The following is a 22,541-nucleotide window of genomic DNA, read 5'->3' as shown; positions in this document are numbered from 1 at the left end:
CGTTAAGATAGTCTACGACTGAGGTTTACTTAATAAATCCAGACTAAGCAATATCTGGTAAGGCGTCAAATTCTGCTTCTTTACGTTTGGTCCAGTCTTTCATAGCCTCCGAACCGGGGGATACCATCCTGTCTCTCATCTCCTGCATTGCCTTGAGATGTGCCTTATCATTCTTTTGAAACATCTCCATTCCGTGATTTTTGCTCATTTCAGCGATTTCGGCGTAAGAATTCGCCATGAACTCCAGGTCGCATGCTCCCCCCAGTTGTCTGCAAGTCATTTTTTTCATATTTCTAAAGTTAGTCAATTATTGCAAACGGCTGAAGCTTAGTGGATTTCCGGCATTATTTCTTCAAAATTCCCATATACCTGGTCCAAGGGCCTACTTCTTGTGTATACTGTTTCGCCATTACCCTCGAAATTTGTGCGATGTGCCCCAGGTCATGTACAGCCCAGGCCGAGATCAGCTGTTTAAGCGTTACTTCCCCAAATTCAGGGTGAACTCCCACCCGGTCCAGATCTTCCCGTTGTATGTTTAAAGAAGCTAATTCTTCAAGATTATTCATTCGTAAAAGTCTGAATTCATCGAGCAGGGACTTCACAGGTATATTCTGATCCGCATCCATTTGAGCAAATCTGTCAAAAGGGGTAAATGATCTATTTTCCGAATCACTTAATATGATCCGGATGCGCACCATCCAGTCTGTTTTTTCGCCAAAAACCAGGTGACCGACCACATCATAAGGACTCCAAGTATTTTCACCTTCATTATTGCGTATCCATTCTTTTGAGAGGCCATTCAAAAGGGACTCGAGGACTAAGGGAGTGTTTTCAAGAATTTCAATGGCCTTTTTTAATTCGAATTCCATTATTCGTTCTATTTTCAAATAGTACCTAAAAGTATCATTCGGACCTTGCATTAATTAGTTCAATGGACACTACCGCGGGCCACAATACAAGCAGTACGCAAACCAGCCGCTCGTAAGCCCCGTCAATACCATCAGGCATAAAAGGGAAAGCAGCAGCGAAAACCAACCAAAGGCCGGCCACCCATAAAATGAAGCGGGTCAGGTAGGGTTTTAATTTAGCCAGGCCGGAACGGCTCAACAATGTTAAAAGCAGGAACAGCCCGGCCATGATATAGACCAGTTTCTGATGCAGGGTATTCTCTTTATCTCCGGCATACTGGTTATGTTCTGCGATCAAGATGAGGTCTGCACTTAACAAAATGAGGATCAGCAGGCTGATCAGCCATGCGGTTCCTGTTCTCTTATAAAAATAGAGACCTACTGCAAGGGCAAGGAAACTCATCGCAAATAGATCGATTCCCAGGTCCTGGATCCACCCGTATTTACCGATGGCCAGCATGCTGATGGTATCACTGATGGGGTCATGGGCCTCATGAACCATAATACCAATGATATCTGTTATAATTACGGACAGGCAACCCAGGAGACTTAAACCCCCGGTGATCTTGTAAATAGTACTCTTCTTCACGGGTCGTATGTTTTAAAGTTGAAATCGATTTGACCGAACTTCAATAAAATCCGAATACTTATTCACTTTTCAAGATTCTATAGGTTTAAATCCTTGCCCGATAGCAGCATTGCGAATGAGGGCCGGAAGACGCAGCAATCAGATTCCTACATACTTCAACTGCAATTATCTTTTAATTTTTCCAGGGCTTTCGGGAAGGTGGTTTTCATAAAGTCGAGATGTTCATCCATAATATCGATCTCCACCGTGAGGGTATTAACGTCTTGTCCTTCGGTCAGGGTATAAGTTTCCATAGCGCCTGCCCATTCTTTTGTTTTTTCATCCACGGGCTGTTTCTCACCTTTTTTTACCATTCCGCAATGTTTAAATTGCATGATCTTATTTGGAATGTGTTTCTCGATGGTGCTGTAGATCCCACTTTGATCCGGGGAAAGGAACATAACCGTGCTTCCTTCTTTCCAGTCATCTGTGACAACGTAGGATCCTTCAAAGAAAACCCCACACCAGTCCCGGTAACCACTATCGCTCCAAAGAGCATTCCAGATCGCCTCTTTCCCTGCCTTGATATCCACTGAAAATTCTAATCTGATCATCATCCTGATGTTTTCGTTAAAATATTTCTCACTTTTCGGCAAATTCCCTGAAAGCTTCGAGGTATTTAAAGGATTGTTTTTTGAACATTCCTTTCATCAGAGGCCCTGCAATTTTCATAAATCCTTTCAGTTGAAAATAACTGTTGTTGACCTGCCGGGTGGTGCTGTCATCGATTGGTTCGAATACCATTTCTACTTCGTTATACCCCATAGGGCTGGTAAAACCGAATTTGATCTGGTGAGGCATGTTCTGTTCAAGAATGGTCTCATCGATGACAAATTCTTTATTCTTATGTAAAGAATGAAACCTGCTTTTGGCACCCACCTTGTAGGGGTCCCCGGAAAGGCGTTCTATCTTCTGCAGGCCCTCCATCCAATGCAGGGCGCCATCAGGTTCCATGAATTTGGCGGCAACCACGTTCAATGGCCGGTTGATGGTATTTGTAACGGTATATTTCATAATTTAAGTGACCTCAATACTTTATTTCTTCGCTGTCTTGGCTATGGCCAATGATTGATTTGCCCATATGGCGAGTTCTTTATCCATTGGTGCCGGCCTTTCATGCCTCGGCTGATAGACCCCCAGCTTTCCCCCACCGGGTAGGGTCAGTTCTGTCAAAAGTCCCCACTCCTGGTCCTGTATCTCGCTGCATTTAATGTTCTTAGTGCTCATCTGGTCAACAAATTCCTGTACGTCTTCTACCATTAAATACAGCTCGTGTTGCTGACTATCCTCTGAAGGAAGTACGGCAAGCTCAGAAGGCGGGAGGCCAAATATCAACCAGCCGTGACCCACATCAACATTGGTCAATTCCAGGATAACCCGGAAGAATGCTTTATCGGCATCCGGGTCTTTCGAATAAATGATGGCATGAGCTCCTGATATCATAACTATGGTTTTGTACCCCTGTCTTACATCCCGTATTTTATACCCAACTGGAATTTAATACTGACCGAGATTCCGGTGCATTATAGTTGGTTTAGCATCAGGGGGTTACTGACTATCAATTTATGAAAATCAGGGGGAAATGTCTCTTGTACACCTCATTATTTTAACAGCGTTAAACTTGATTATATCCAAAGAAGATCAAAATGGTCTGCTGCAAGACATGAGCCAATCCATTTAAGACCGGCCTTATGTGAAATCGAGGATCAACTTGCTTTTATTCCTTAATGGCTATTACCCGTATCCTTTTATAATCCGCATACCATTTCCCGTTATGCCAGCACTGCTCCCTGCATTTTTGCTGCACCTCATTCAAGATCTCCTCCTTATGATCGCCGGGAATCCCAGTAAAAAATGGTCCGGTGAACATAGAAAGCCAGTCTTTGATTCCCGAATCGGGATCTGCAAGTTCTGTCGACCTGTCAAAATGTTCCGCAAAGATCACCCGGAAGCCGGCCGATTCCAGCTTGGTCGAATATTCTCCTACAGAAGGGAAATACCACAGCTCCAGCCCGGATTGCTGTTCATACCCCCTTTTACGGAGCACAGATCGCAATGCATGGATTATGGTCTGCACATTGCCCTTACCGCCAAATTCCAGGACGATCTTCCCGCCCGGGTTTAAATTCCCGTACATACAGCTGATCGCCCCGCAGTGGTCTTTGACCCAGTGTAGTGTTGCGTTAGAGAAAATGACATCAAACTTTTTCTGGAAACTGAAATCAGCGGCATCCCCAACATGGAACTCCAGCTTCGGAAATTTTATCCTGGCATCGGCGATCATTTCGGCCGAGCTATCCATTCCGACAGTTTCCCCTGCCATTTTGCTTATCCTATAAGTCAGCTGCCCGGAACCACACCCCAGGTCTAAAATTCTCTGTTGTGGATTTGGAGCTAGCAGCTGTAACAGGTCTTCTCCATAGCGATAGACAAAGGAGTGTTTTTCGTTATAAAATCCCGGTTCCCATTTGGTGGTCGGCGCGCTCATTTGCAGCTGGTGTCATTTAATGGAACTGGCCGGACAGGGGGGAGGATTCCGGCTTTATACTAAATAAAGATACACTTTTCCGTCCTTCCCCGGATTCGAAGGCCCGGTAACCTGCGTTCCTATTCCAGGTAACTGTTAGTGTTCATCAATTCATATTCCGGGGAGCTGTCAAATAACAGGTTCAGAAGATTCATATGCCCTGCCCCGTAGATCACCAGGATTTTATCACCGGGACTCACCGGTATTCTCTGAATATTTCTAAAGATCTTCAGGTTCCTGTTAAACCAGCGACCGGTTTCAAAATTCACCCCGAAGAAATCTCCTGTCTCACGCTCGTATTTAAAAGAGCCAACCAGGTAATTCCCGAGACTCTTTTTGATATTTGCAGGATCGTTCAGTTGAATCAGTTCGGCGAGGATCCCTTCTTCCCGGAAGACAGTTGCCGGCTCATATTTTAATGCAGCATCCGGGTTGCCTTGCAGGTAATTGCTGAATTTCTCAAGCTCCAGGGAATCCTTCCCAAAAATGACCTGGTCTACCTGCTGGTTAAACTCGCCCCATTCATCCACGCAATGCACCCTCCTGCTACCGGTTTTTTCAGCCAGGCGGAATCCCAGTTGCTGCAACTCATCGTTCTGCAATTTATGTTCTCCCTGCAGGTAGGAATTCAGCAAGGAATCTATCTTTGGCTGGGCAGCAGTTCTGCATTCCAGGATTATTACCGTGGGCTGAAACTTTTCCAAGCGCTGTACGATTCCCCTGATCTCTTCCTGGTAACGGGGCTGTAACACATCGATCTGTTCTGATGCGGCAGTCTTAACCACATCTTTGTTGGGGAAATTAAAGTGAAAGGTGCCCAGCGTCAATACTTCTGTTGGGCGCTGCTGCGCGTAACTTTGGCAGACCAGTAAAAGGAAAAGCAGGAGTTGGTAGATCCTCATTGTTGTTTTTAAAAAAGGACTATTTAGTCTCAAAAATGTTACACCCGTAAAGCACATTGCAGTGAACAGGATAGAAGAATGGAGATTTAAAATCAGGGTAGGAGAATAGGTGTTTGCGGAACTGGGCGGCCAGGGAGGAGAACCAGATGATCTACGAGATGCTTATGAGTTTCCGCCCACGTATATGGTCTTAAAATATTCGCAAATAATGATCATATCATCTTCGAATTTTTCACCATAAGGTTCCATTTCTCTTTGGTAATAAGCCTTATGTACTTTTTTCCAGTAATCTAGCGAACCGTCTCCTTCCCCTTCGGTTGCAGCAAATTCAGGGGTTACCTGGCTGTATGGTGTAGGTTCTGTTCTTACCGTTTCTATGACCGCTTTAGGTGTACCCTCCCAATCCGTGATTATGGCCAGATCTCCTGTCTCTGGTAATGGTTTATCAAATTTTTTGAACCACCAGAGCGATGTGGCAGTGGCCCTTTTAATCTTTTTTACCACCAGTTCCGCACATTCATTTGCATCCTTTTCGTTGTCACAGAAATAATAGGATTCCGGTAGATCCTTGTTTTCTATACCAGGGTGTAATGATAAAAACTCGTTCCAAAAATCAACTATAGATCTGCTACCTGATTCTCTCATAATTAGGAGGAAAAAATTGCAGCAATATATTACAATAATAGCGACCGAATTGCTGGTCCTACCGGTAAGTTGTACTCCGGTCGGAATGATAGTTGATTTCGCAGTGGTATAAAATCGGTTGGGTAGGGGAAGGGGGGCGCCGTCAGATATTAGAGTCGATATAGACATTCCATGTTCCGTCGGAATCTTTCTTCCAGACCAGCATATATTTTCCATTGTAACTCCCGCTGCACTGCCCGATCTCGAAGACCAGACCGGCGTTCACTACTTCTACTTTCAACGGGTGGAGATCCAGGGTATAATTCTCATTGTTCATATATGCATATTCCCGGGCCAGGTCACTTTTTCCTATGACCAGGGGTTTATGATTATAATACATGGTGTTTTCACTGTAGACATTCTGAACTAGATTTTCGGCCTTATGTGCATTACATAATTTCACCCATTCATTACGCCTGGCTGAAATAACTGCTGTATCTACACGGACCGATCCCACCCCGGCTTTGCCGGTATATTCAAATTCCCGCCTGGCTTCTTCTCCCTCCCCCCTGCGAATCAGCAGCTGGGTATACTCCTCCATGTCTTCCGTCCTGTAACTGACTATTTCATAGTGGATCCCTTTCTGGCTGTTGGCTTCTATTTTGAACAGGGAGTGCACCCTGCTGATCTTCGGGTGATTGGAGCTATAGTATTCCGCTATTCCGGGAGCCCCGTTGATGATATTATTATGAGCGATAATTTTAACGGCATTATTGAGATAAGCTTCCTCAATGGCGGTAGTGTTATCCGTGTTAATGGCATTCATCCATTTATCGAGATGGGCAGATAGCTTGTCGGTACCCGGGTCCGTTGCTGTATGACCGGTATGGTTTCCCTCCTCCTGCCCGTTCAGGCTGATACTAAAACTCAGGCAGATAAAACAGAGCGCTGTTACTCTTATATTCATATAGTAATGTTTTTAATCAGATATTTCGGATCTTAGGTCTGTTCATCATTATCCGGGTACAGGAAAACATTTCATCGCCAGGAAAATTTTCAGCGTTTATCCTTCCTGTATTTACCGGAATTCGCATTGATAAGGATATAGGGCAGCCCAACGACCAAAGCCCCGAACAGGGCGTAATTCTCGATCCCGGGATGGTCTAACCACCTAGCTGCCAAATACCCCAACACGATTATAACAGCCATCCCCAGCAATCCATAGCACATCACCGTCGCTAATCCTGCCGCATTATATTTAGCTTTCTCTTCCTTTGGGAGGGTGTTATAACCGGCGATCAGGAAATACATTTTTCCGAACTTTATCAGTCCGCCGGCAATGACAAAAATGATGGCAACTGCTATCATAGGTTCAGATATAACATTCAGCACCTGGTTTATTCAGACCTTATGCCGTTAATAAAGTCCAGTACTACGTCCCAGTTCTTACTTATATCATGCCCGACCCGGGATTCGACCAACATAGAAGACCCATGGACCCCATGTTCGGCCGCGTAGGTCTGATGCCCGTACCTGTCGGCCAGTTCAAATTGCATTTTGCTTCTTTCACTTTCCACTTCATTAGGGGGTTTCAGGATGAGCAGCGGGGACTTCACTTTATCCATAAAATCCTCAGGGTTACAGCCTTTCATGACCTCTCCGGAGGCAGGAGAAAACGCCAGGACGCCGAGAATTTCGGATGGCCGTTCACTCGCCAGTTTCATGGATAAGGATGCACTGTAGCTGCTGCCCCAGACTATCTTCCTTCCCGAAAATCCCTCTTTTATTAAATAGTCCAATGCCCCTTCAAGATTATTGTAGGCGTCGCAATACCCGTAATTGTTATCAAAACTATTGGATGGGATGTTGGCGACCGTCCTGTTACAATTCCCATATATCTGTCCGCCTACCCGCTGGTCAATAGCCAGGATATTCAGCCCTAATTCCAGTAATTTTGGGATTATGGTCCTGTACTCTCCCCTGGCATTTGATCCACCCTGGTGGAAAAGCAGGATCACATCTTCCTCCTTTTGACTTACATAAAGATCTCCGAATATTTTTATACTGTCCGGGGTTGTAAAACTGATCTCCTCCTGTGGCATATCCGGCTTTACTTCTTTTGGCATGTCTTGCCCGTATGAAGCCAGGCTACTGGCAAACAGAATTAAGTAGAAGTATAGAGTTTTCATAAACCTGATTTATGAGCTTCCCGGTAACCCATGCCTCCCGGTACTTTCTTTTAAAGATAAAGTAAATTATTTTTGGGTGTGAAGCTTTACCACGGCCAGTCTATGGCTCGTTGCATTTTTTAAAACTGAACTCGTATTCAACAAGGCTGTCATTTTCATAGCCTTTTATGGTTCTGCGGTAATTATCGCCAGAGAGGAATTCGTACGTAACCTGGAAGGGGTTGTTATAATCCTTATTTTCAAAAACAATCTTGTTCTCTTCTCTTGATACAGCTTTAAAAATTTTGGGATTGGAATTTTCAATTACACTGAAAAGGATAATATCTTCATTTACTTTCTGGATCTGGGTAACAGCGGCATAGGTGGTATCGTTTTTTTCAATGTAGTATCCCTGCTGCTGCATCCAGCCATCATTGTTAAGTTTCCATTCTTCATATAACTTACCATCAAAGGCTTTGGCCGTCCATATCCCTGCCAATTTGGATTGAAGTTCTAAATGATCTTTAACCTCTTTTTTTTCCTGGCATGAAAATAGGGCCAGGCTAAGCAGGATCAGTACACAAATTCTCATGGGTTTAAGTTTTTCATCTCAGCTTGGATCTAAACAGTACCACTCACCTTTAAATATAGCGTATATTTTCCTGAGTACAGGAAGTAGAACAGCAGACCCTGACTGAAGACAGTCAGAAAAATAAACTGATCCCACCTTTATACAAAGAGAACAGGGACCAGCTGTCTACCAATGCATGGGCGAGGATAAGGGCGTATAAATTCTTCCTGCTTAAATAGTATCCGCCTCCGAAGACTGTAGCAGCCAGCATGATGCCAAGTACCCCTGCTATTCCTTGAAAACTGTGGGATATACCAAAATAGACCGCTGTGATCAGCACCACTAAGACCTTCTGATACGGGAAATTCTTAAAAACCCTTTCCAGGAAATAAAAGGTGAATCCCCGGTAAAAAATCTCTTCGGCGATGGCCGCACTGATCATGGCTTTCCACCAGTAATTCCTGAAGAATTCTGTGTTTCCTTCCAGGTCACCATAGGCAGATACATCGACCTCCCGGTCTAGTAAGCGTTCTACGATAGGATTGAAAATATTACTTATCCCGACTACAATGGTCAAAGCGATCACCACTCCCCAAAAAAGAGTGTTCTTCCATTGTAACTTCCCTATACCTAGCTGATCGAGATTACCGTAGTGATAAAACATATAAATGATGATCAGTATAGCGATCAGGGGTACTTTCCAGGGGAAGGGAACGGGCTTAAAATAGGAGATGGTTACCAGGACTAAAAAGAAAACCAGATCGGACCAGAGTGGTGACCTTTCTCTTTTACTGATTTGCATGAACTAAATGGTTTTGGTTGGAGTGATACAAAAATAAAATTTGTAGAAAATTTTACAAATCTTTTATAGAACGTCGGACAAATACTCTATAACTGGTCCAGTCCAATCCTGTAAATATTGCCAAAGCCGTTCAAGGGGCTGTTGGAAAGTTCCCTGATGCTATCTATATTTTTTATTTGCCCACTTCCGGGGGTAAATCGCTCACTCGTGAAATATAAATTACCCGAATTCCAGTCTATAAACGGGCAGTAGTCCAGTTTATCAGAATTGATACCCGGGCCGAGGTTTTCGGATTTTGTCCATTTTCCTGAATCATTCTTCCTGCTTATATAAAGGTCTCCTCCGCCCAGGCCATCCGGTCTGCCGAAGGAACTGAAAATGATCAGGTCTTCATCCGGATCTATATAGGCATTGAATTCAAATAAGGGCGTATTTATTTCTTCTGGCAGAGGCACAGGAGTTCGAAATTTTCCGTCGATGAATTCGGACATAAATATGTCTTCCCGGCCCATCCCATCTTCTCTCGTGGCCGTGAAATACAGGTTCCCCTTCCGGCTCAAAGAAGGATAGAACTCATCGCCCCGGGTGTTAATAACAGAATCCAGGGCTACCGGCTCGGTCCAGCTGCCATTTGCGCGATCACTGTACCAGATATTGTAATCCTGCCTTGTACTGTCATTATAAATTGGCCTGTTGGAAGCAAAATACAAACGGTTGCCGCCAGGGCTGTAAAAGGGTTCTATATCCTGGTATTTTCCCGAGATATTCAGGATCTCGCCCTTTGTCCATTTTCCGTCTTGCTGTTTTACGACAACCAGGCATCTTTTATTTTGTTTATAATCCCCTAAAGTATAGATCAGTTCGTTCCCGCCGGGTGAAATTGCCAGGTCCCGTTCATATAAGGGAGTAGAGATCACCCCCTCTCCAAACAGGGTAAGGCTGTCTGCGGTACTCCTTAGATCCAGGGAAATTGCAGCAGGCTGCTCCTTACGGGGCTGGCACTGCAAAAGGAAAAAGGAAATTATTAATACAGGTAGATATTTCATGGATTCAGCGCTTAAGTCGGTACCGAATTAACAAAGAGTTGGTTGCTTTGATAACTGTTAAGGCAATTCAGATCATCTCCTTCATATGCTCCCGGATACCGGCATTTTTATAGAGTTTCTGTACGGCCCCAGTGTAGGTCTTTGTGAAGCGTTCGTTCTCAGCGAGCCTGCCAAAAAGCGATTCCTGCCTGACAAAAGCGAGGGAATCGGTATGGGTCAGACCTGCTGCCTGCTGCAGTTCTGAGGTCATGGCATCGGTAATGACAATGGGCTGTCCATGCCGGTCCGTACCTTTGTCATTGATATAACACCAGGCCGCAAGGACGAGGGTGGCATATGTTATACTGCCGCCGCTCGCTAAATTATCGTGGATGGTGGAAATCAGGAATTTGGGTAATTTGGCGGAGCTTTCTGAACAAATTCGGCCCACGCTGTCCTTGATATTCGGGTTGGCGAAACGCTGCAACAGGATGTCCTTATAATCGTCCAAGTCTATACCTTCAATTTCCCCCAGGACAGGGGTAGCTTCCTTGTCCATAAAGGCGCGCAGGTACTCGGCAAAGATCTCATCTTCCATACAGGCATCAATAGTGGGATAGCCGTGTATGGCTCCCAGAATTCCCAGGACCGAATGCCCTGCATTCAGCAGGCGGAGCTTCATTTTCTCATAGGGTCCAACATCAGGTACGAACTGGACACCTACCTTCTCGAATGGCGGTCTCCCGTTGGAAAATTTATTCTCTACGACCCATTGAATAAAAGGCTCACAGGTTACGGGCCAGGCATCGTTTACGCCATAGGTGTTCCTAAGCATTTCAATATCCGCCTTCCTGGTAACCGGGGTGATCCGGTCTACCATACTATTCGGGAAGGAGACTTCCCTGCCTATCCATTCGGCCAGCCCCGGATCCTGGGCACCGGCAAAGGCTAAAAGCATTTTTTTCGCCATATCTCCGTTGTGTTCAATATTATCACAAGACAGGATGGTAAAGGCCGGTAAATCCTGCTCGCGACGCCTTCGCAGGGCGGCGGTCAGGAAACCATATACAGTGCGCGGGGCATCCGGGTGGTGCAGTTCATGTTGTATATCAGGATTGTCAAAATTGAAATCTCCCGTAGCGGGGTTAAAATTATACCCCCCTTCAGTAATGGTCAGGGAAACGATCCTGGTAGCCGCGTCTGCCATACGGGCGATAACAGGTTCCGGGTCCGTAACCCCCAGTTCAAAATCGACGATGGCCCCGATGACCTCGGGTTCTATCTTTCCGTCCGGATGTTTGACGAGAAGGGTGTAGAGGTGGTCCTGTTCTTTGAAAATGTCGTGTAATTTTTTATCCGCATCGCGGATACCTATGCCGCAAATCCCCCATTCCGAAGCCTCGCCCAGTTGCCGGAGTTGGTGCAGGTAATAAGCCTGGTGCGCACGGTGAAACCCGCCTACACCAATATGCACTATTCCTGTCTCGTGGTCCTTGCGCTCATAGGTTGGGACAGGCATGGTTGTGCCCACTATTGCCAGGTTTTCTTGCCGGAGTTGTATCGGTGTTTTCATCAGGTAGTTGCTGTTTTTAATTTCCCGCGTTTTAGTGCCCAGTAGGCGAGAGTGAAATATAAAATAGTACAGATAAAGGCGTAAGTGTAAAACAATTCCCGGTTCTCCACATAAGCCCTTTCCGAAGCACTGCCGAACATGACATTGGAAGCCAGCGCCAAAGTAGTGATCAGCGCTGAAACCGCAATGAATTTCAACCCCCTGGAGAACAGTGAAACATCTTTGGTCACTTCAGGTTCATTCCTGGCCTTTTCCTCCTGGAAACGTTCGATCGTTTCCTTCCGGTCCTTTTCTTTCTTAACTTCCTCTGGGTAGGCCTCCTTAGCCCCGTACCGGGATGCCAGCAAGGTATACACCAGGATGGTAAAGAACCAGGTTGGGATAAACAGGTAATAGAAAGAGATAACATCCAGCGCGTTCAGGCCAAAGCCGAAGACCAGGCCAAGGCCCCAGGCCGCAACGGCCGGGGTACTGAAGGTCAGCTGCCGGTACGAAGACCAGTAGCGCGTAAACCCGATCCTGGGGAAGATCTGGTGTTCCGCAAACACAATGGCCCCCACGGGAACTACCAGGAGTCCCGCATAGGTGAGCAGCGGCAGGATCTGCGAAAACACGAAGGGGAAACAGGCAATAATAATAGTGCAGAGCCCCACAACAATGGTCGTAAGCTTCCGGGAATGGTTAAAGAAGATGGCCTGCGCAGCCAGGCCTGCCCGGTACAGGTTGGTGATAGCCGTAGTCCACCCGGCTACGATCACGATGACAAAGCCGGACCAACCCAGGGCATAATATGCTACATCACCCGGATCGAGTTCAACGATAGATTTTCCCAGGATTACGGCGGCACCTGCCCCCATGATGCCTGCAGCGATCCATGCCACGTAATGACCGAACAACATGCCGGTACTGGTGGCATAGCCGTAGGATTTCTTTTTTGCAAACCGCAGCAGGGCCATATCAATTAGCCCAAAATGGGTAATGGTATTGGCTGCCCAACCAAACCCGATGACCTCCACCAACCCGATACCCGGTTCCCCGTCGCTGTTTATGCCTGTCCAGATCGACTGGTTGCCCAGGCTCATAATATCCGACCAGCCTGCTGGCAGGGGCTTGTCCAGTACATCTAAGGACAAGGCAGGGAGGAGGACCATGGCGCCACTGGTAAACATCACGAAAAGCCAGGGAGCACAGATGCCCGAGAATTCGGATACTGCATTAAACCCATAGAGGGCAATGAGGACCACGAAGACACCTACAGACAGCACGATCAGGATAAACCAAAGGTTCGTAGGGTACCAGTTGAGCTGCGCCGGGATATCAAAGGCAAAACGAACGGCGGTAGCCGAGACCGTGATCATGGCGGCCGAAATCACCGAAAAGATGATGACATTGGCCCAGTTGTAGAGTTTGGTCATGGAATCCCCTGCGATCTTATTCAGGTAGGTATAGAGGCTCAGGCGGGTGTCTACAGCGATTGGGGAGGTGATGAACCTCCAGCTCAGGACGGCGAGGATATTCCCAATTAACAACCCCAGGATGATATCCATGGTTTTGGCCCCCAGCGCCACGAAGGTGGCCCCAATGACAAACTCGGTCGCAGCTACATGCTCCGCAGCATAGAGTCCGGCAAAATGGGTCCAGTCGTGCAACTTATGTTTTGCAACCGGTAATTGCTCATCTTCCAGCCCTTCAAATTGGTGAAAATCTTCTGTTTTATTCATAGTTCAGGTTGGTTGTAAAAATGTATTCCTGTAGCATCCGCTATAAAATACCTGTGCGGGCATTCAGGGACAGATATGTAATAAAACCTATGGATCGTGGTTTTTGTGACACTGTTATTCAGAGGGCTCGCGGGTTCAATAGTATTTAAATATAGAGCAAATTTTCCTGAGAGAGTAAGAAACCTTGCTCGTCGTAATTAGGAGGAGTTTAAGATCCCAGATAGGTTTCCGGTTCCGTTTTGCAAGTTATTCTATATCCCACCTGCGCTGAATCATAATTATATAAGCTGTCAGATAGTATTGACACTAAAGTGTAGTAGAATAATGTACTCCTTGGTCTTCGTTAGAATTACCTCAATAAAGTTGAAATATCTTGTGTATAAAATGCGGGAAATTCTCCTGTTAAATCCTGTACGGAGCCGTTGTTCACTTACTTAGGCGCCACCGGCATGACTTTTATGGTATTTTCGAATTTCTAACAGCAGCTCTTGTTTTCCTGGATCGGGGGGCAGGGTACGGTCCCGTAGCTGCAGTACACACAGCAATCGCCCTGTTTAGGCTTCAATACTTCTTTACAGTTTTCACACTCGTAGAAGTATTCACAAGCGCTTGTCGGCATAGTTTCCTCTTTCTTATGGCCGCAGGAAGGGCAGGTGATAATGGCTTGCAAGGTTATGTTCATTCTGCTTTTTTTGTTCCTGTTACGGTATACCCGGTTTTAGTGATGGCTGACTCTATCTCTTCCACTGAAGTTTTCGCCGGATCAAATTCGACCATGGCATTCCCGTATTCGTAAGAAACGGTGGTCCTGAAAATCCCTGGCACCTTGTTTATTTCATGATCTATAGGGGCTTCACAACCCGTACAGGTCATTCCACTGATCTTAAATTCTGCCTTCTGAAGCTTGGCCTGGTCGTCGAGAAGTATTTGCTGATTATTTTGGTGGTAAAAAATGTGCGCATACAAAGGGAATGTGAGCAGCAGTGCTGTAAAAAGAGTCAGGATGCCCAGAAACTTCCCTGTCTGGAGAAAGGGCTTTTTATCTTCTGTTTCACAAAGGCAGTCTGTTTGCCGGACAGGCCTGAGGGCCTTATACCAGGCTAAACCCAGGATTAAAATGGTCAGCCCTATAAAATAGGGCTGCAAGGGGTCTAACCAGGAAAAAGTGGAAGCAAGTCCACTGGTCCCTGCTAACAATGCCAACACGGGAGTAATACAACAGAGAGAAGCCGAGATTGCTGTTAATAATCCAAGGCCCCCAAGTTTGTTTCCTGATTTCATTATAATGCGCTAATTTTTCTAAGGCAGGCATTTTTAAAACATCCAAAGATTTAATAAATAAGAACAACCGAAAAAGCTGAACTTCAAAACCCTTGGGTTTCTCAGTAAAATTACAATTTTATTATTTTTTAAATAAAGGCATTATTATAGAATAAGAAATCCGGAATCTCCGGGTACGTTCGAAATTATTATTCACTCCTGAAGTATGCTTTATTTCCATGAACAGAGTTGGATGGTATCAGGGTTAAAAAGGATTTCTCGGAAGGAATGTATTGACTTACAGATATATAGGTATTTCTTTTTATTCAAAATAATTGACAGGTACGGTCAGATTGCTTTTTTCCGATTCCCAAATCATTGACAGGATTTTCCACTGATCCTTTATTTTCACTAATTGAAAATTAATTATTCCTTTTTCGGCCAGGCTATCTTTCGTATTGAAATGAACGCCGTATAAACTGGTCCTCTGGGCAATGTTTCCGAAGAGTTTTGTCTCTCCCTGGATTTCCCACTCTTTCAGGTATTCTACTTCGTTTTCAGATAACATACCTTCCATTGTATCAAAGTAATCACTGGGATTTTTAAGAATCAGGGAATCTTCTTTGATAAACCCTAAACGAGCGTTTTCTGTAAATTGATCCTTTATGGCCCTGAAGTCTGGTTTATTGTCCGATTCCACTATTATATTGTTATAGACGTTGTTAACTGTAGTGAGTATTTCGGCCTGATCCGTACTCTGTATAGTGTTAGCTGCCCCTGTCTCTTTTACTTCAGTTTCACAGCAAAAACTAAGTAAGGAGACCATCAAAAGGATTAAAATATTTCTCATTCTTATAATATTTACAGAGGGCAGGAGGGAAGGTTGTGCAGCCCGGGTTATTTGAAATTAATTTTAACTGCCGGCAAACGGGCTGCCGAATATCCCGACGGCAAGTTCCGCCCACACAAGCAGGAAAACTACGAACAGGGCCAGGGCGAGCAGGATCCTGTAGCGCATACTTTTGACTTTCCTTAAAATGAGTTCCAGCGTAAAGCCCGTGCCAAGCAGCAGAATTCCTGCTACAAGAAAATCGAAAACATTCCAATTCACCTCGCTGCTAAAATTCATCGCGATCAGCGGGATCAAAAGCACTGCCACGACTGCAGCCAGGATAGTGAATAGACGTTTGTTCTGATTCGTGATTTCCATAGTTCCTGTATTTGTCAGATGATAAATATTCCCTGCCACAGCCGGCCGGAACAGGAGAATGACCTCCTTTATAAAGAGCCGGTTTGCTTTACCGCGCCCATATTTTAAAACATGCATATGATACCGCTCTGTCAGGTCCCCTTCAATTTCTTCCCTGAACCGGGGGTGGCAATACCATTGAAAGAAGGCCAATGCGATCCGGGATGGTTTATATTCATTTTGCTCCATCGATCAGAAATTAAACGAAAACCGGGGTACTGCCTCCCACAGGGAATTCCGCTGCATCCTGGTCCGGTCCATGATCTTTCTGCCTTCCGCGGTAACCTCGTATAGGCGTTTGCGTTTCCCGCCCCTCTCGTTGGTAGCTTCCCCGAATGCGGACTTCAGTAAACCTTTTTTCTCCAGCCGTTTCAGAACCGTCTGTATGGCTCCAAGACTGACGCTGCGTTCCAGGCGTTCCTCGATCTCCGCGATGATACCCACACTGTAGGCATCACCATCAAGAATGGCGACGATCAGCAAGACCACTTCCTCAAATTCTCCCAGGGTTTTCTGACTCATTAATACATATTTATCATAAATGTAGTTAATATTGTTTTATAAAACTACATTGTAGTTAAAATAATTTTTAAGTCTGTCAGACCAGAGAATATTATCCGGATCACCGGGGTCAGAACGTCTGGGTAGTTCAGACCGAACCTCCAGACAGGATCATTATCCCGCATTCTTCTGAATCATAATGGTTTGCAACGCCCTTGGTGCAATTTGAATAGTTTGGGTGGCGGATGCAAGGGTAAGTTGCAGCTGCAAAGGTGCTGTACTACTGTTGAACACTATTACTGCCACGGTTCCGTCGGGGTTCATGGCAGCCGTGTACACCAGGCCCTCGTGCTCTTCACCCTCCATGCCGATCCTGTGGGCGCCGGGCCGGATGAACTTACTAAAATGGCTTAACAAATAATAGAGCGGGGTATAGATCACCTCGTCGGTTACCGGGTTGATCAGTACCGGGGCGCTGTTAAAGTTATCATAAGGATTTGGCTTACCTTCATTACTCAGGATCATACACCATTCAATATACCCCTGAACTCCGTGATTCAGGTCTGTGATAATATCGTAAACGTAGGTGTCAAAGGGTACAAAGGAGCCGGCGTAGTCCGTACTTTCTCTCCAGTATTGTCTTACCGGGTCCTCCGCATCGATGTCAATACTGGACTCCGTGTGGATCATTCCTTTTCCTGGCCAGCCCGTTCTTAAACTATCCAGGGCCAACTTGTACCAATTATTTTCTTCGAGTTGAGAAGGCGCATACCAGTGAAATGCTGTTCCCCAGGCATATTTAGCCGCTTCAGGGTCGTTATATGTAGCCTTGACATAATCGTTAACAGCAGATTTATTGTGGTCATAGATTAGAACACGTAACCCGCTGTCCAGATCGCCTGGGTCAAGATGGCCATCCGCAACCAGCCGGGGCCCTAAATGATCCCTTAAAAAGTCGCGCCCTTCCTCAGGTGTAAACCCGTTACTGTCCCAACGAGCATCATGAGCATGTAGTGGTTCATTCTGAGGGGTGATACCCCAGAGGTCTATGCCTTGTTCCGCATAGGCGGCCACATACCTGGAAAGGTAGTGTGCCCAGACCTCGTAGAACTGTGGCAGTAAAGAGCCATTGGTCATCTCTGCAGTTTCCCCCGATTTCATCCATGAAGGTGGACTCCAGGGAGAGGCAATGATCTTAAAATCGGCTCCGGGGATATTCTGAGCTTCGCGGATCATTGGGATGAGGTCATAAGATGGAGTTGTTAACTCAATTCCTCTTACCTGCTCATTTTCTTCACCGGTAAAGCCCTTCATATCTTCCTTTATACTGAAAGTAGTGAGGCTGGTATCTCCCGGTTCAACATAAGAGTAATGTTTATTGGAATAGTCACTGCTGTTGATATGCGTCCGGGTAAGGGAGAAGCCGGCACCGGAAGTGGGACTAAAAAGCCGGGTCAATACCTCCTCTCGAAGGTTTTCCGGGATAGTCGCCAGGTTCCAGGCCGAAGATTCGGTAAAGGAAGCACCAAAACCAATGATCTCCTGAAATTGTTTACTTGGCTTAAGGTGCAGCCGGACTTTCTTTATATCTTCATCTGCAGTAAAAGATTGTTTTTCCTGAATTTGCTGAAGGTTGTCCCCGGCTTGCGAGGTCTGGTATACTTCATAGGTATACTCCTTGCTTTGGGAACAGGAGTAAGTCAGACCTAATAAGGTCAGTACCAGGATAAACGGAATAAGAGATCTTAACATTGAGCGCTGAGGTTATGGTTGATTATTAGAATGATGCCCGGATGAATACTTTAATTTATAAACATGAATCAATGATCTGGCCGTACCGTCATATACCATTGATCCTGATCGTTTTTTAAGTCGATTAATCCCGGGTATAATCACTCCTGGAATATAAGTATCCATTTTTCATTGTGAATTCTATTTTCCTGAGATTTCCAATGTTCACGGTGGGATCTTCCTTTAGTACCACCAAATTGGCTGTTTTCCCTATTTCGATTGTGCCGTGGGTTTTCTCTATCCCAATGGCTTTGGCCCCGTTCAGCGTGGCGGCCAACAGGGCTTCTCGCGGAAGTAGGATACCATCCGAAACCAACCGCTCAATTTCATGAAAAAGGGATGGAAAGGGTTCTGAAATATCATTGAAATAATCTGTTCCTGTACTAAAAATCACGCCTTCATCCCGACCTGCGAGAACATAATTTCTATAGACCTGTTGAAGTTGTGGATCAGTGGTGGCCGAATAGGTTAAGTCCCAAATGACCTTCCTGTCAGACATTTCTTTGAACAAGGACCGTAGTTCCGGGCTGTCTGTATTTAATACAGCCAGATCAGTGGGAATTATGGCTGATTTGGCATTCGCGAAGTCTGTGTGTGTAAAGGGAATCTTCAGGGAAGGGTCCAGATCCGGGTCTTGCCAGAAGGCCCCCCATACGTGTGAAACTACATCTACTCCTGCTTCTACCACTTTGATAGGCCTGTCCGGGAACACCGTAAAATGAGCCCAGGATTTTAATCCCTTGTCATGAGCTTCTTTCGTGATCGCTCCAATCATATCAGACTTGACACCGGCATAGAATTTTATGCCGGATACTTTACTTTCTACAGCCATTGAAATATTCTTTGCAATGTCCATACCTGGTTTGACTTCTATGATATAACCGGCATCTTGCAGTTCCATTCCTTCTGTAGCTCTTTTTAAACGTATATCTTTTGCTAGCTGGTCACTACTCCCCACGGTCGCGCAGAAAAATATTTCAGGACCTGGTTGTTGATTTTCGCTGATCCGCAAATTTTCCCGGAACAGTGCCCGGGCATCGCCACCCATGTCCCTGACGCTTGTTACCCCACTGTATATCCACCTTTTGAACTCCTTTCTGGAAGGTTCCGGGGATTTTGTCAATCCTTTCATCCCCATATGGACATGTGTATCGATAAGGCCCGGAATAACATAGTACCCGGTTAATTCAATTTTGGGGATCGCAGCACGAATTGGCTTTGTCCCGTCTTTAAAGATATCTTTGATAATTCCATCTGAAACGAGGATCGTCATCTCCCCCTGATCCCCGGATTCACCCTGGAATATAGTAACTCCGGTGAGCGCATACGATCGGTTCTCCTGCGCAGCACATGGAAGCGCAGTGAGGAGCACAAAAACGGACAGTACTATTGTTTTGATATACATGAAAATTTATGAATACTTTGGTTCGGTTTATTCACTGAATATTTGATACGTCAGATACCCGGGCAGTCTTACTATGAGTTATCTGGTTGAACTCATTAAAACCTGTACTTTTAATTTCCACTCTTATCAAAGTGCTGACCGGATTACTTTCACATAAATATAGAGGAAATTTTCATGAGTTCAGGTTGAAAGTCTTGACTTACAGTAGTATTATCCCCTGGTTTAAGAGGCTTGAAATATGAACCATGGGACAACCAATGGATTAAACAATGTATTTACATTGCTATATTAAAGACCGAATTTTGAGCACCAAAAACAGGCCCTTGTCTGCCAGGGGTACATCGCTTTTAAAATTAATTTGTCAGGAGCGTTTGGCCCCTGCCCGGTCTACTTGATCTTCCCCTTAACCATCGTTTGCTACATGTTTTTCAAAATGCTTTTTCGTCCTTTATTAAGGCGATTAAGTAATGAGAGTGGTGACGATAACGATTACTAATATTCCTGATGTCGAAGGTGGCGGAATAACACCAGGCCCGGAATTTTTAATGTCCACTGAGTTGTCTCTCGTACTCATCCGCATCATATGTCCCTATTGACCTCAGGACAAGACCCTGCTCATTCATTGTCCATTCCTCGAATCCACTGAAATCTACCTTATTTCCCGTGCCGTTTTGCCCGGTATTGGTTCCTTTGAAAGTCCAGTAATACCTGTAAGAGTCATTTACCTTTACCAGGCTGTCCATGGTCAATTCCATATCCGGAAAAGCTTCCATATACGACCGTGCTGTTGCCGCTAATTGTTTTCTCCCGATGGCCGGGGTACCATTATTCACCGTCAGTATCCCATCCTCCGCATAAAAGGAGGCCATCTTTTCCGGTTGCCGGCTATTCCAGGCATCAGTATATCTTTGCCCAAACTCGACCATTTTATCGTATTCACCCTTGTCCGATTTACATCCTGCCAGCAGCAGCATGGTAATAAGAATTGTCGCAAATCCAGTTTTCATAATATCTCGTTTTTATAGGTTTCTGGTGGTTCAGTCCAGGGATAATTTTCTTCTGTTAGATGACTTGAATTACCCGGGTATCCCGAAGGAAAAAGCAATGCTCATCACAGGGGTCAATCACCCTACAGATCATCCAGGAACTGGAATATTTTTATATATGCAGCTGATAATTCCTCTTCTGTCGGACTGTGCTTCCCTTCAGGTATAAAGCTGAGGACATCCCTGTTCCTACGCAATTTTGAAGTGAAATCCCGGAATGTTTCCGGGGGGACCTGGTTATCCTTTCCTCCGTGCCATAAAAAAACCGGGGGGTCGTTCACGTCAAAATAGGTAATGGGTTCATATACGGAAACCACTTCTTTCTTTTCATAACCTTCTGAAGGAAACAAGGCTTTACCCGCCTGGCTGAAGAGTTCGTGGTCAAAATCGACAAAGATCCTTTCTATAACATCCAGGTCATCTACCGGCCCTGAAAAGTTGATTATGCCCTTTATAGTTATTCCCTCTTTAAGGGTATCAGGGAACGAAGCATTGTTCCGGGCCAGCCCGGTATTCGTAGCGATCTGGGCCCCGGCAGAAAATCCGGTTACAATTAAATCGCCCAGGTCAAGATCATAGTTGCTATTATTTTCCTTTAAGAAATTCAGGGCATTGGTAAGGTCACTGGTCGCCGGGGCGATACCTCTCTTAAGACGGTAATTCATGTTGACGACATTCAGCCCTTTTTGAAGGTATGGCCGGATATATTTTTCCTCCTGGGTTTTATCGCTGAGGTAATACGCACCCCCGTGGAGGAAAACAATGGTATAGTTCTTATCCCCGTAGGAATTGGCATCTTCGGACAGGTAGATATCCATATTTTGCTCCTTGTCCGGCCCGTAGGGAATATCTTTAAGCACCTTGTAGGTAGCATCTACTTGTTGCGATGTCTTTAGCGGTACAGAAACCAGTTTTTTAGCACAAGATGACAGGATAAGCATGCAGGTTAACAGGAGGATCAGTTTATATTTCATAGCTGTCTGTTTTTTCCTTTCAGTGCATTTGTCACGGTTGTACTGCCGTCCGAGATCTTTGAACTATTTGCGTTGTTCAATATTCCTTTTTAACAGGCGGAGCATTTCCTGTCTTGACTTTATTTTACCTATGCTATTATAGGTTCTTCCCAGGTCCCCGATGATGTAGTTCTCCAGTAATGGCGTTCTCAGGATCCTTTCATAATCATACTCAATCTCCCGATTATCTTTTATGGAAGCTATCTTATCATAGAATTCCTGTGTGTCTTCTTCATTGATTACTAAATCCCCTGTGCTTGCCGTCATATAGCCCTCAGGCAACGAATACATCAAAGGCTCAAATTGATTTTCCACAAACCTTGTAATCGAGCTGAATAAATTCTCTAACAGGATAAAATCTGCATAGTACCGGGAAAGACCTTTTAGCAATTCCATTTCTTTAAAATTATTAAAGGTTCCCATGGATTTTGCCGACTCAAAAGTTGTCGAATAACTGGTGGTATTTATGGAATAAAAAATAGGTTCAACATATTGGCCAAATTTATCGATACCCATCTTTTTGTGAGGGTTTCGCACATAGGTCAGCAAGGTGTCCAGGTATTCGATTCTCTTGGTGTGAAAATGCAGGTAGAAATTGAGGTTTTCATCATCTTTTTCAAGATCTAAAAGGATATTTGCGAAAAATTTAACTTCAACTTTCGTGGCTTTGATCTCATCGTTCCAGGTATTGATCTGTAAAGCGATCAGGATCCCGATTACGACCAGGGCTATTTCCCCGATGGCGTACAGCAGATATTTGCTGAATTTGTTTTCAGCAAGTAAATGCTGACGGATACGTCTGAAGAATTTAATCATCGGTCATTACT

Annotated in this window: 27 protein-coding genes; all 27 read right to left on the bottom strand. The window is 45.1% G+C overall.

The window, feature by feature from the left end; translation table 11 throughout:
- Positions 1 to 43: 43 nt before the first annotated feature.
- The 27 genes from CLV82_RS00215 to CLV82_RS00085 all read right to left on the bottom strand — a co-directional run bounded on the left by CLV82_RS00215 (position 44) and on the right by CLV82_RS00085 (position 22,530).
- Complete coding sequence (locus CLV82_RS00215; protein WP_243744108.1) at positions 44 to 280, bottom strand: DUF1059 domain-containing protein; 237 nt, start codon at positions 278 to 280, stop codon at positions 44 to 46.
- 64 nt (positions 281 to 344) lie between these two features.
- Entirely contained in the window at positions 345 to 869 is a 525-nt protein-coding gene (locus CLV82_RS00210; protein WP_133642298.1) for a DinB family protein, read from the bottom strand.
- A gap of 34 nt (positions 870 to 903) precedes the next feature.
- Positions 904 to 1,497 carry a DUF998 domain-containing protein gene (locus tag CLV82_RS00205; RefSeq protein WP_133642297.1) on the bottom strand — a complete coding sequence of 198 codons (594 nt, stop codon included), beginning with the start codon at positions 1,495 to 1,497 and terminating at the stop codon, positions 904 to 906.
- A gap of 155 nt (positions 1,498 to 1,652) precedes the next feature.
- On the bottom strand, positions 1,653 to 2,093 hold the full coding sequence (locus tag CLV82_RS00200; RefSeq protein ID WP_133642296.1) for a hypothetical protein: 441 nt from the start codon (positions 2,091 to 2,093) through the stop codon (positions 1,653 to 1,655).
- Positions 2,094 to 2,118: 25 nt separating this feature from the next.
- On the bottom strand, positions 2,119 to 2,550 hold the full coding sequence (locus CLV82_RS00195; protein WP_133642295.1) for an SRPBCC family protein: 432 nt from the start codon (positions 2,548 to 2,550) through the stop codon (positions 2,119 to 2,121).
- A gap of 21 nt (positions 2,551 to 2,571) precedes the next feature.
- A complete protein-coding gene (locus CLV82_RS00190) occupies positions 2,572 to 2,979 on the bottom strand; it encodes a VOC family protein (RefSeq protein WP_208107957.1) in 408 nt (135 codons plus the stop codon).
- 274 nt (positions 2,980 to 3,253) lie between these two features.
- On the bottom strand, positions 3,254 to 4,024 hold the full coding sequence (locus tag CLV82_RS00185; protein ID WP_133642294.1) for a methyltransferase domain-containing protein: 771 nt from the start codon (positions 4,022 to 4,024) through the stop codon (positions 3,254 to 3,256).
- A 119-nt stretch (positions 4,025 to 4,143) separates the two neighbouring features.
- Positions 4,144 to 4,965 carry a DUF5694 domain-containing protein gene (locus tag CLV82_RS00180; protein WP_133642293.1) on the bottom strand — a complete coding sequence of 274 codons (822 nt, stop codon included), beginning with the start codon at positions 4,963 to 4,965 and terminating at the stop codon, positions 4,144 to 4,146.
- A gap of 162 nt (positions 4,966 to 5,127) precedes the next feature.
- The gene (locus CLV82_RS00175; RefSeq protein WP_133642292.1) at positions 5,128 to 5,610 is read right to left on the bottom strand and encodes an ASCH domain-containing protein; all 483 of its coding nucleotides are present in this window, start codon (positions 5,608 to 5,610) and stop codon (positions 5,128 to 5,130) included.
- A gap of 142 nt (positions 5,611 to 5,752) precedes the next feature.
- Entirely contained in the window at positions 5,753 to 6,556 is an 804-nt protein-coding gene (locus CLV82_RS00170; RefSeq protein ID WP_133642291.1) for a Cif family virulence factor, read from the bottom strand.
- Between the two features lie 89 nt (positions 6,557 to 6,645).
- Complete coding sequence (locus CLV82_RS00165) at positions 6,646 to 6,957, bottom strand: DUF3784 domain-containing protein (RefSeq protein ID WP_133642290.1); 312 nt, start codon at positions 6,955 to 6,957, stop codon at positions 6,646 to 6,648.
- Positions 6,958 to 6,986: 29 nt separating this feature from the next.
- Complete coding sequence (locus CLV82_RS00160; RefSeq protein WP_133642289.1) at positions 6,987 to 7,778, bottom strand: alpha/beta hydrolase family protein; 792 nt, start codon at positions 7,776 to 7,778, stop codon at positions 6,987 to 6,989.
- A 100-nt stretch (positions 7,779 to 7,878) separates the two neighbouring features.
- Positions 7,879 to 8,349 (bottom strand): DUF6265 family protein, encoded by a 471-nt coding sequence (locus tag CLV82_RS00155; RefSeq protein ID WP_133642288.1) that lies wholly within the window; start codon positions 8,347 to 8,349, stop codon positions 7,879 to 7,881.
- A 112-nt stretch (positions 8,350 to 8,461) separates the two neighbouring features.
- Positions 8,462 to 9,130: a CPBP family intramembrane glutamic endopeptidase gene (locus tag CLV82_RS00150; protein ID WP_133642287.1), complete on the bottom strand. Its 669-nt coding sequence runs from the start codon at positions 9,128 to 9,130 to the stop codon at positions 8,462 to 8,464.
- Positions 9,131 to 9,216: 86 nt separating this feature from the next.
- Positions 9,217 to 10,176 (bottom strand): TolB family protein, encoded by a 960-nt coding sequence (locus CLV82_RS00145; protein WP_133642286.1) that lies wholly within the window; start codon positions 10,174 to 10,176, stop codon positions 9,217 to 9,219.
- A 67-nt stretch (positions 10,177 to 10,243) separates the two neighbouring features.
- On the bottom strand, positions 10,244 to 11,728 hold the full coding sequence (locus CLV82_RS00140) for a mannitol dehydrogenase family protein (protein ID WP_133642285.1): 1,485 nt from the start codon (positions 11,726 to 11,728) through the stop codon (positions 10,244 to 10,246).
- On the bottom strand, positions 11,728 to 13,449 hold the full coding sequence (locus tag CLV82_RS00135; RefSeq protein WP_133642284.1) for a purine-cytosine permease family protein: 1,722 nt from the start codon (positions 13,447 to 13,449) through the stop codon (positions 11,728 to 11,730). Before CLV82_RS00135 ends, CLV82_RS00140 begins: the two co-directional genes overlap by 1 nt.
- A gap of 475 nt (positions 13,450 to 13,924) precedes the next feature.
- Positions 13,925 to 14,131 carry a GDCCVxC domain-containing (seleno)protein gene (locus tag CLV82_RS14870; protein ID WP_133642283.1) on the bottom strand — a complete coding sequence of 69 codons (207 nt, stop codon included), beginning with the start codon at positions 14,129 to 14,131 and terminating at the stop codon, positions 13,925 to 13,927.
- Positions 14,128 to 14,730 carry a mercuric transport protein MerTP gene (gene merTP, locus CLV82_RS00125; RefSeq protein WP_133642282.1) on the bottom strand — a complete coding sequence of 201 codons (603 nt, stop codon included), beginning with the start codon at positions 14,728 to 14,730 and terminating at the stop codon, positions 14,128 to 14,130. Before merTP ends, CLV82_RS14870 begins: the two co-directional genes overlap by 4 nt.
- A gap of 301 nt (positions 14,731 to 15,031) precedes the next feature.
- Positions 15,032 to 15,559: a hypothetical protein gene (locus CLV82_RS00120; RefSeq protein WP_133642281.1), complete on the bottom strand. Its 528-nt coding sequence runs from the start codon at positions 15,557 to 15,559 to the stop codon at positions 15,032 to 15,034.
- Positions 15,560 to 15,622: 63 nt separating this feature from the next.
- Positions 15,623 to 16,147 carry a permease prefix domain 2-containing transporter gene (locus CLV82_RS14865; protein ID WP_243744107.1) on the bottom strand — a complete coding sequence of 175 codons (525 nt, stop codon included), beginning with the start codon at positions 16,145 to 16,147 and terminating at the stop codon, positions 15,623 to 15,625.
- 3 nt (positions 16,148 to 16,150) lie between these two features.
- Positions 16,151 to 16,480, bottom strand: a complete 330-nt coding sequence (locus CLV82_RS00110) for a PadR family transcriptional regulator (RefSeq protein WP_133642280.1) — start codon at positions 16,478 to 16,480, stop codon at positions 16,151 to 16,153.
- A gap of 153 nt (positions 16,481 to 16,633) precedes the next feature.
- Positions 16,634 to 18,211, bottom strand: coding sequence for a glycoside hydrolase family 30 protein (locus CLV82_RS00105; RefSeq protein ID WP_133642279.1), 1,578 nt, complete (start codon positions 18,209 to 18,211; stop codon positions 16,634 to 16,636).
- A 124-nt stretch (positions 18,212 to 18,335) separates the two neighbouring features.
- Positions 18,336 to 19,655, bottom strand: a complete 1,320-nt coding sequence (locus CLV82_RS00100) for an amidohydrolase family protein (RefSeq protein WP_133642278.1) — start codon at positions 19,653 to 19,655, stop codon at positions 18,336 to 18,338.
- A 542-nt stretch (positions 19,656 to 20,197) separates the two neighbouring features.
- On the bottom strand, positions 20,198 to 20,662 hold the full coding sequence (locus CLV82_RS00095) for an ester cyclase (RefSeq protein WP_243744106.1): 465 nt from the start codon (positions 20,660 to 20,662) through the stop codon (positions 20,198 to 20,200).
- Positions 20,663 to 20,784: 122 nt separating this feature from the next.
- A complete protein-coding gene (locus tag CLV82_RS00090; protein ID WP_133642277.1) occupies positions 20,785 to 21,675 on the bottom strand; it encodes an alpha/beta hydrolase in 891 nt (296 codons plus the stop codon).
- A gap of 63 nt (positions 21,676 to 21,738) precedes the next feature.
- Entirely contained in the window at positions 21,739 to 22,530 is a 792-nt protein-coding gene (locus tag CLV82_RS00085) for a DUF6090 family protein (RefSeq protein ID WP_133642276.1), read from the bottom strand.
- Between the last annotated feature and the right edge of the window lie 11 nt (positions 22,531 to 22,541).

The sequence above is a fragment of the Zeaxanthinibacter enoshimensis genome (assembly GCF_004362865.1).
GTDB classification, from domain to species: Bacteria; Bacteroidota; Bacteroidia; order Flavobacteriales; family Flavobacteriaceae; genus Zeaxanthinibacter; species Zeaxanthinibacter enoshimensis.
Note: the sequence above shows the minus strand (reverse complement) of the source record. Positions and strands in the feature narration are given on the sequence as shown.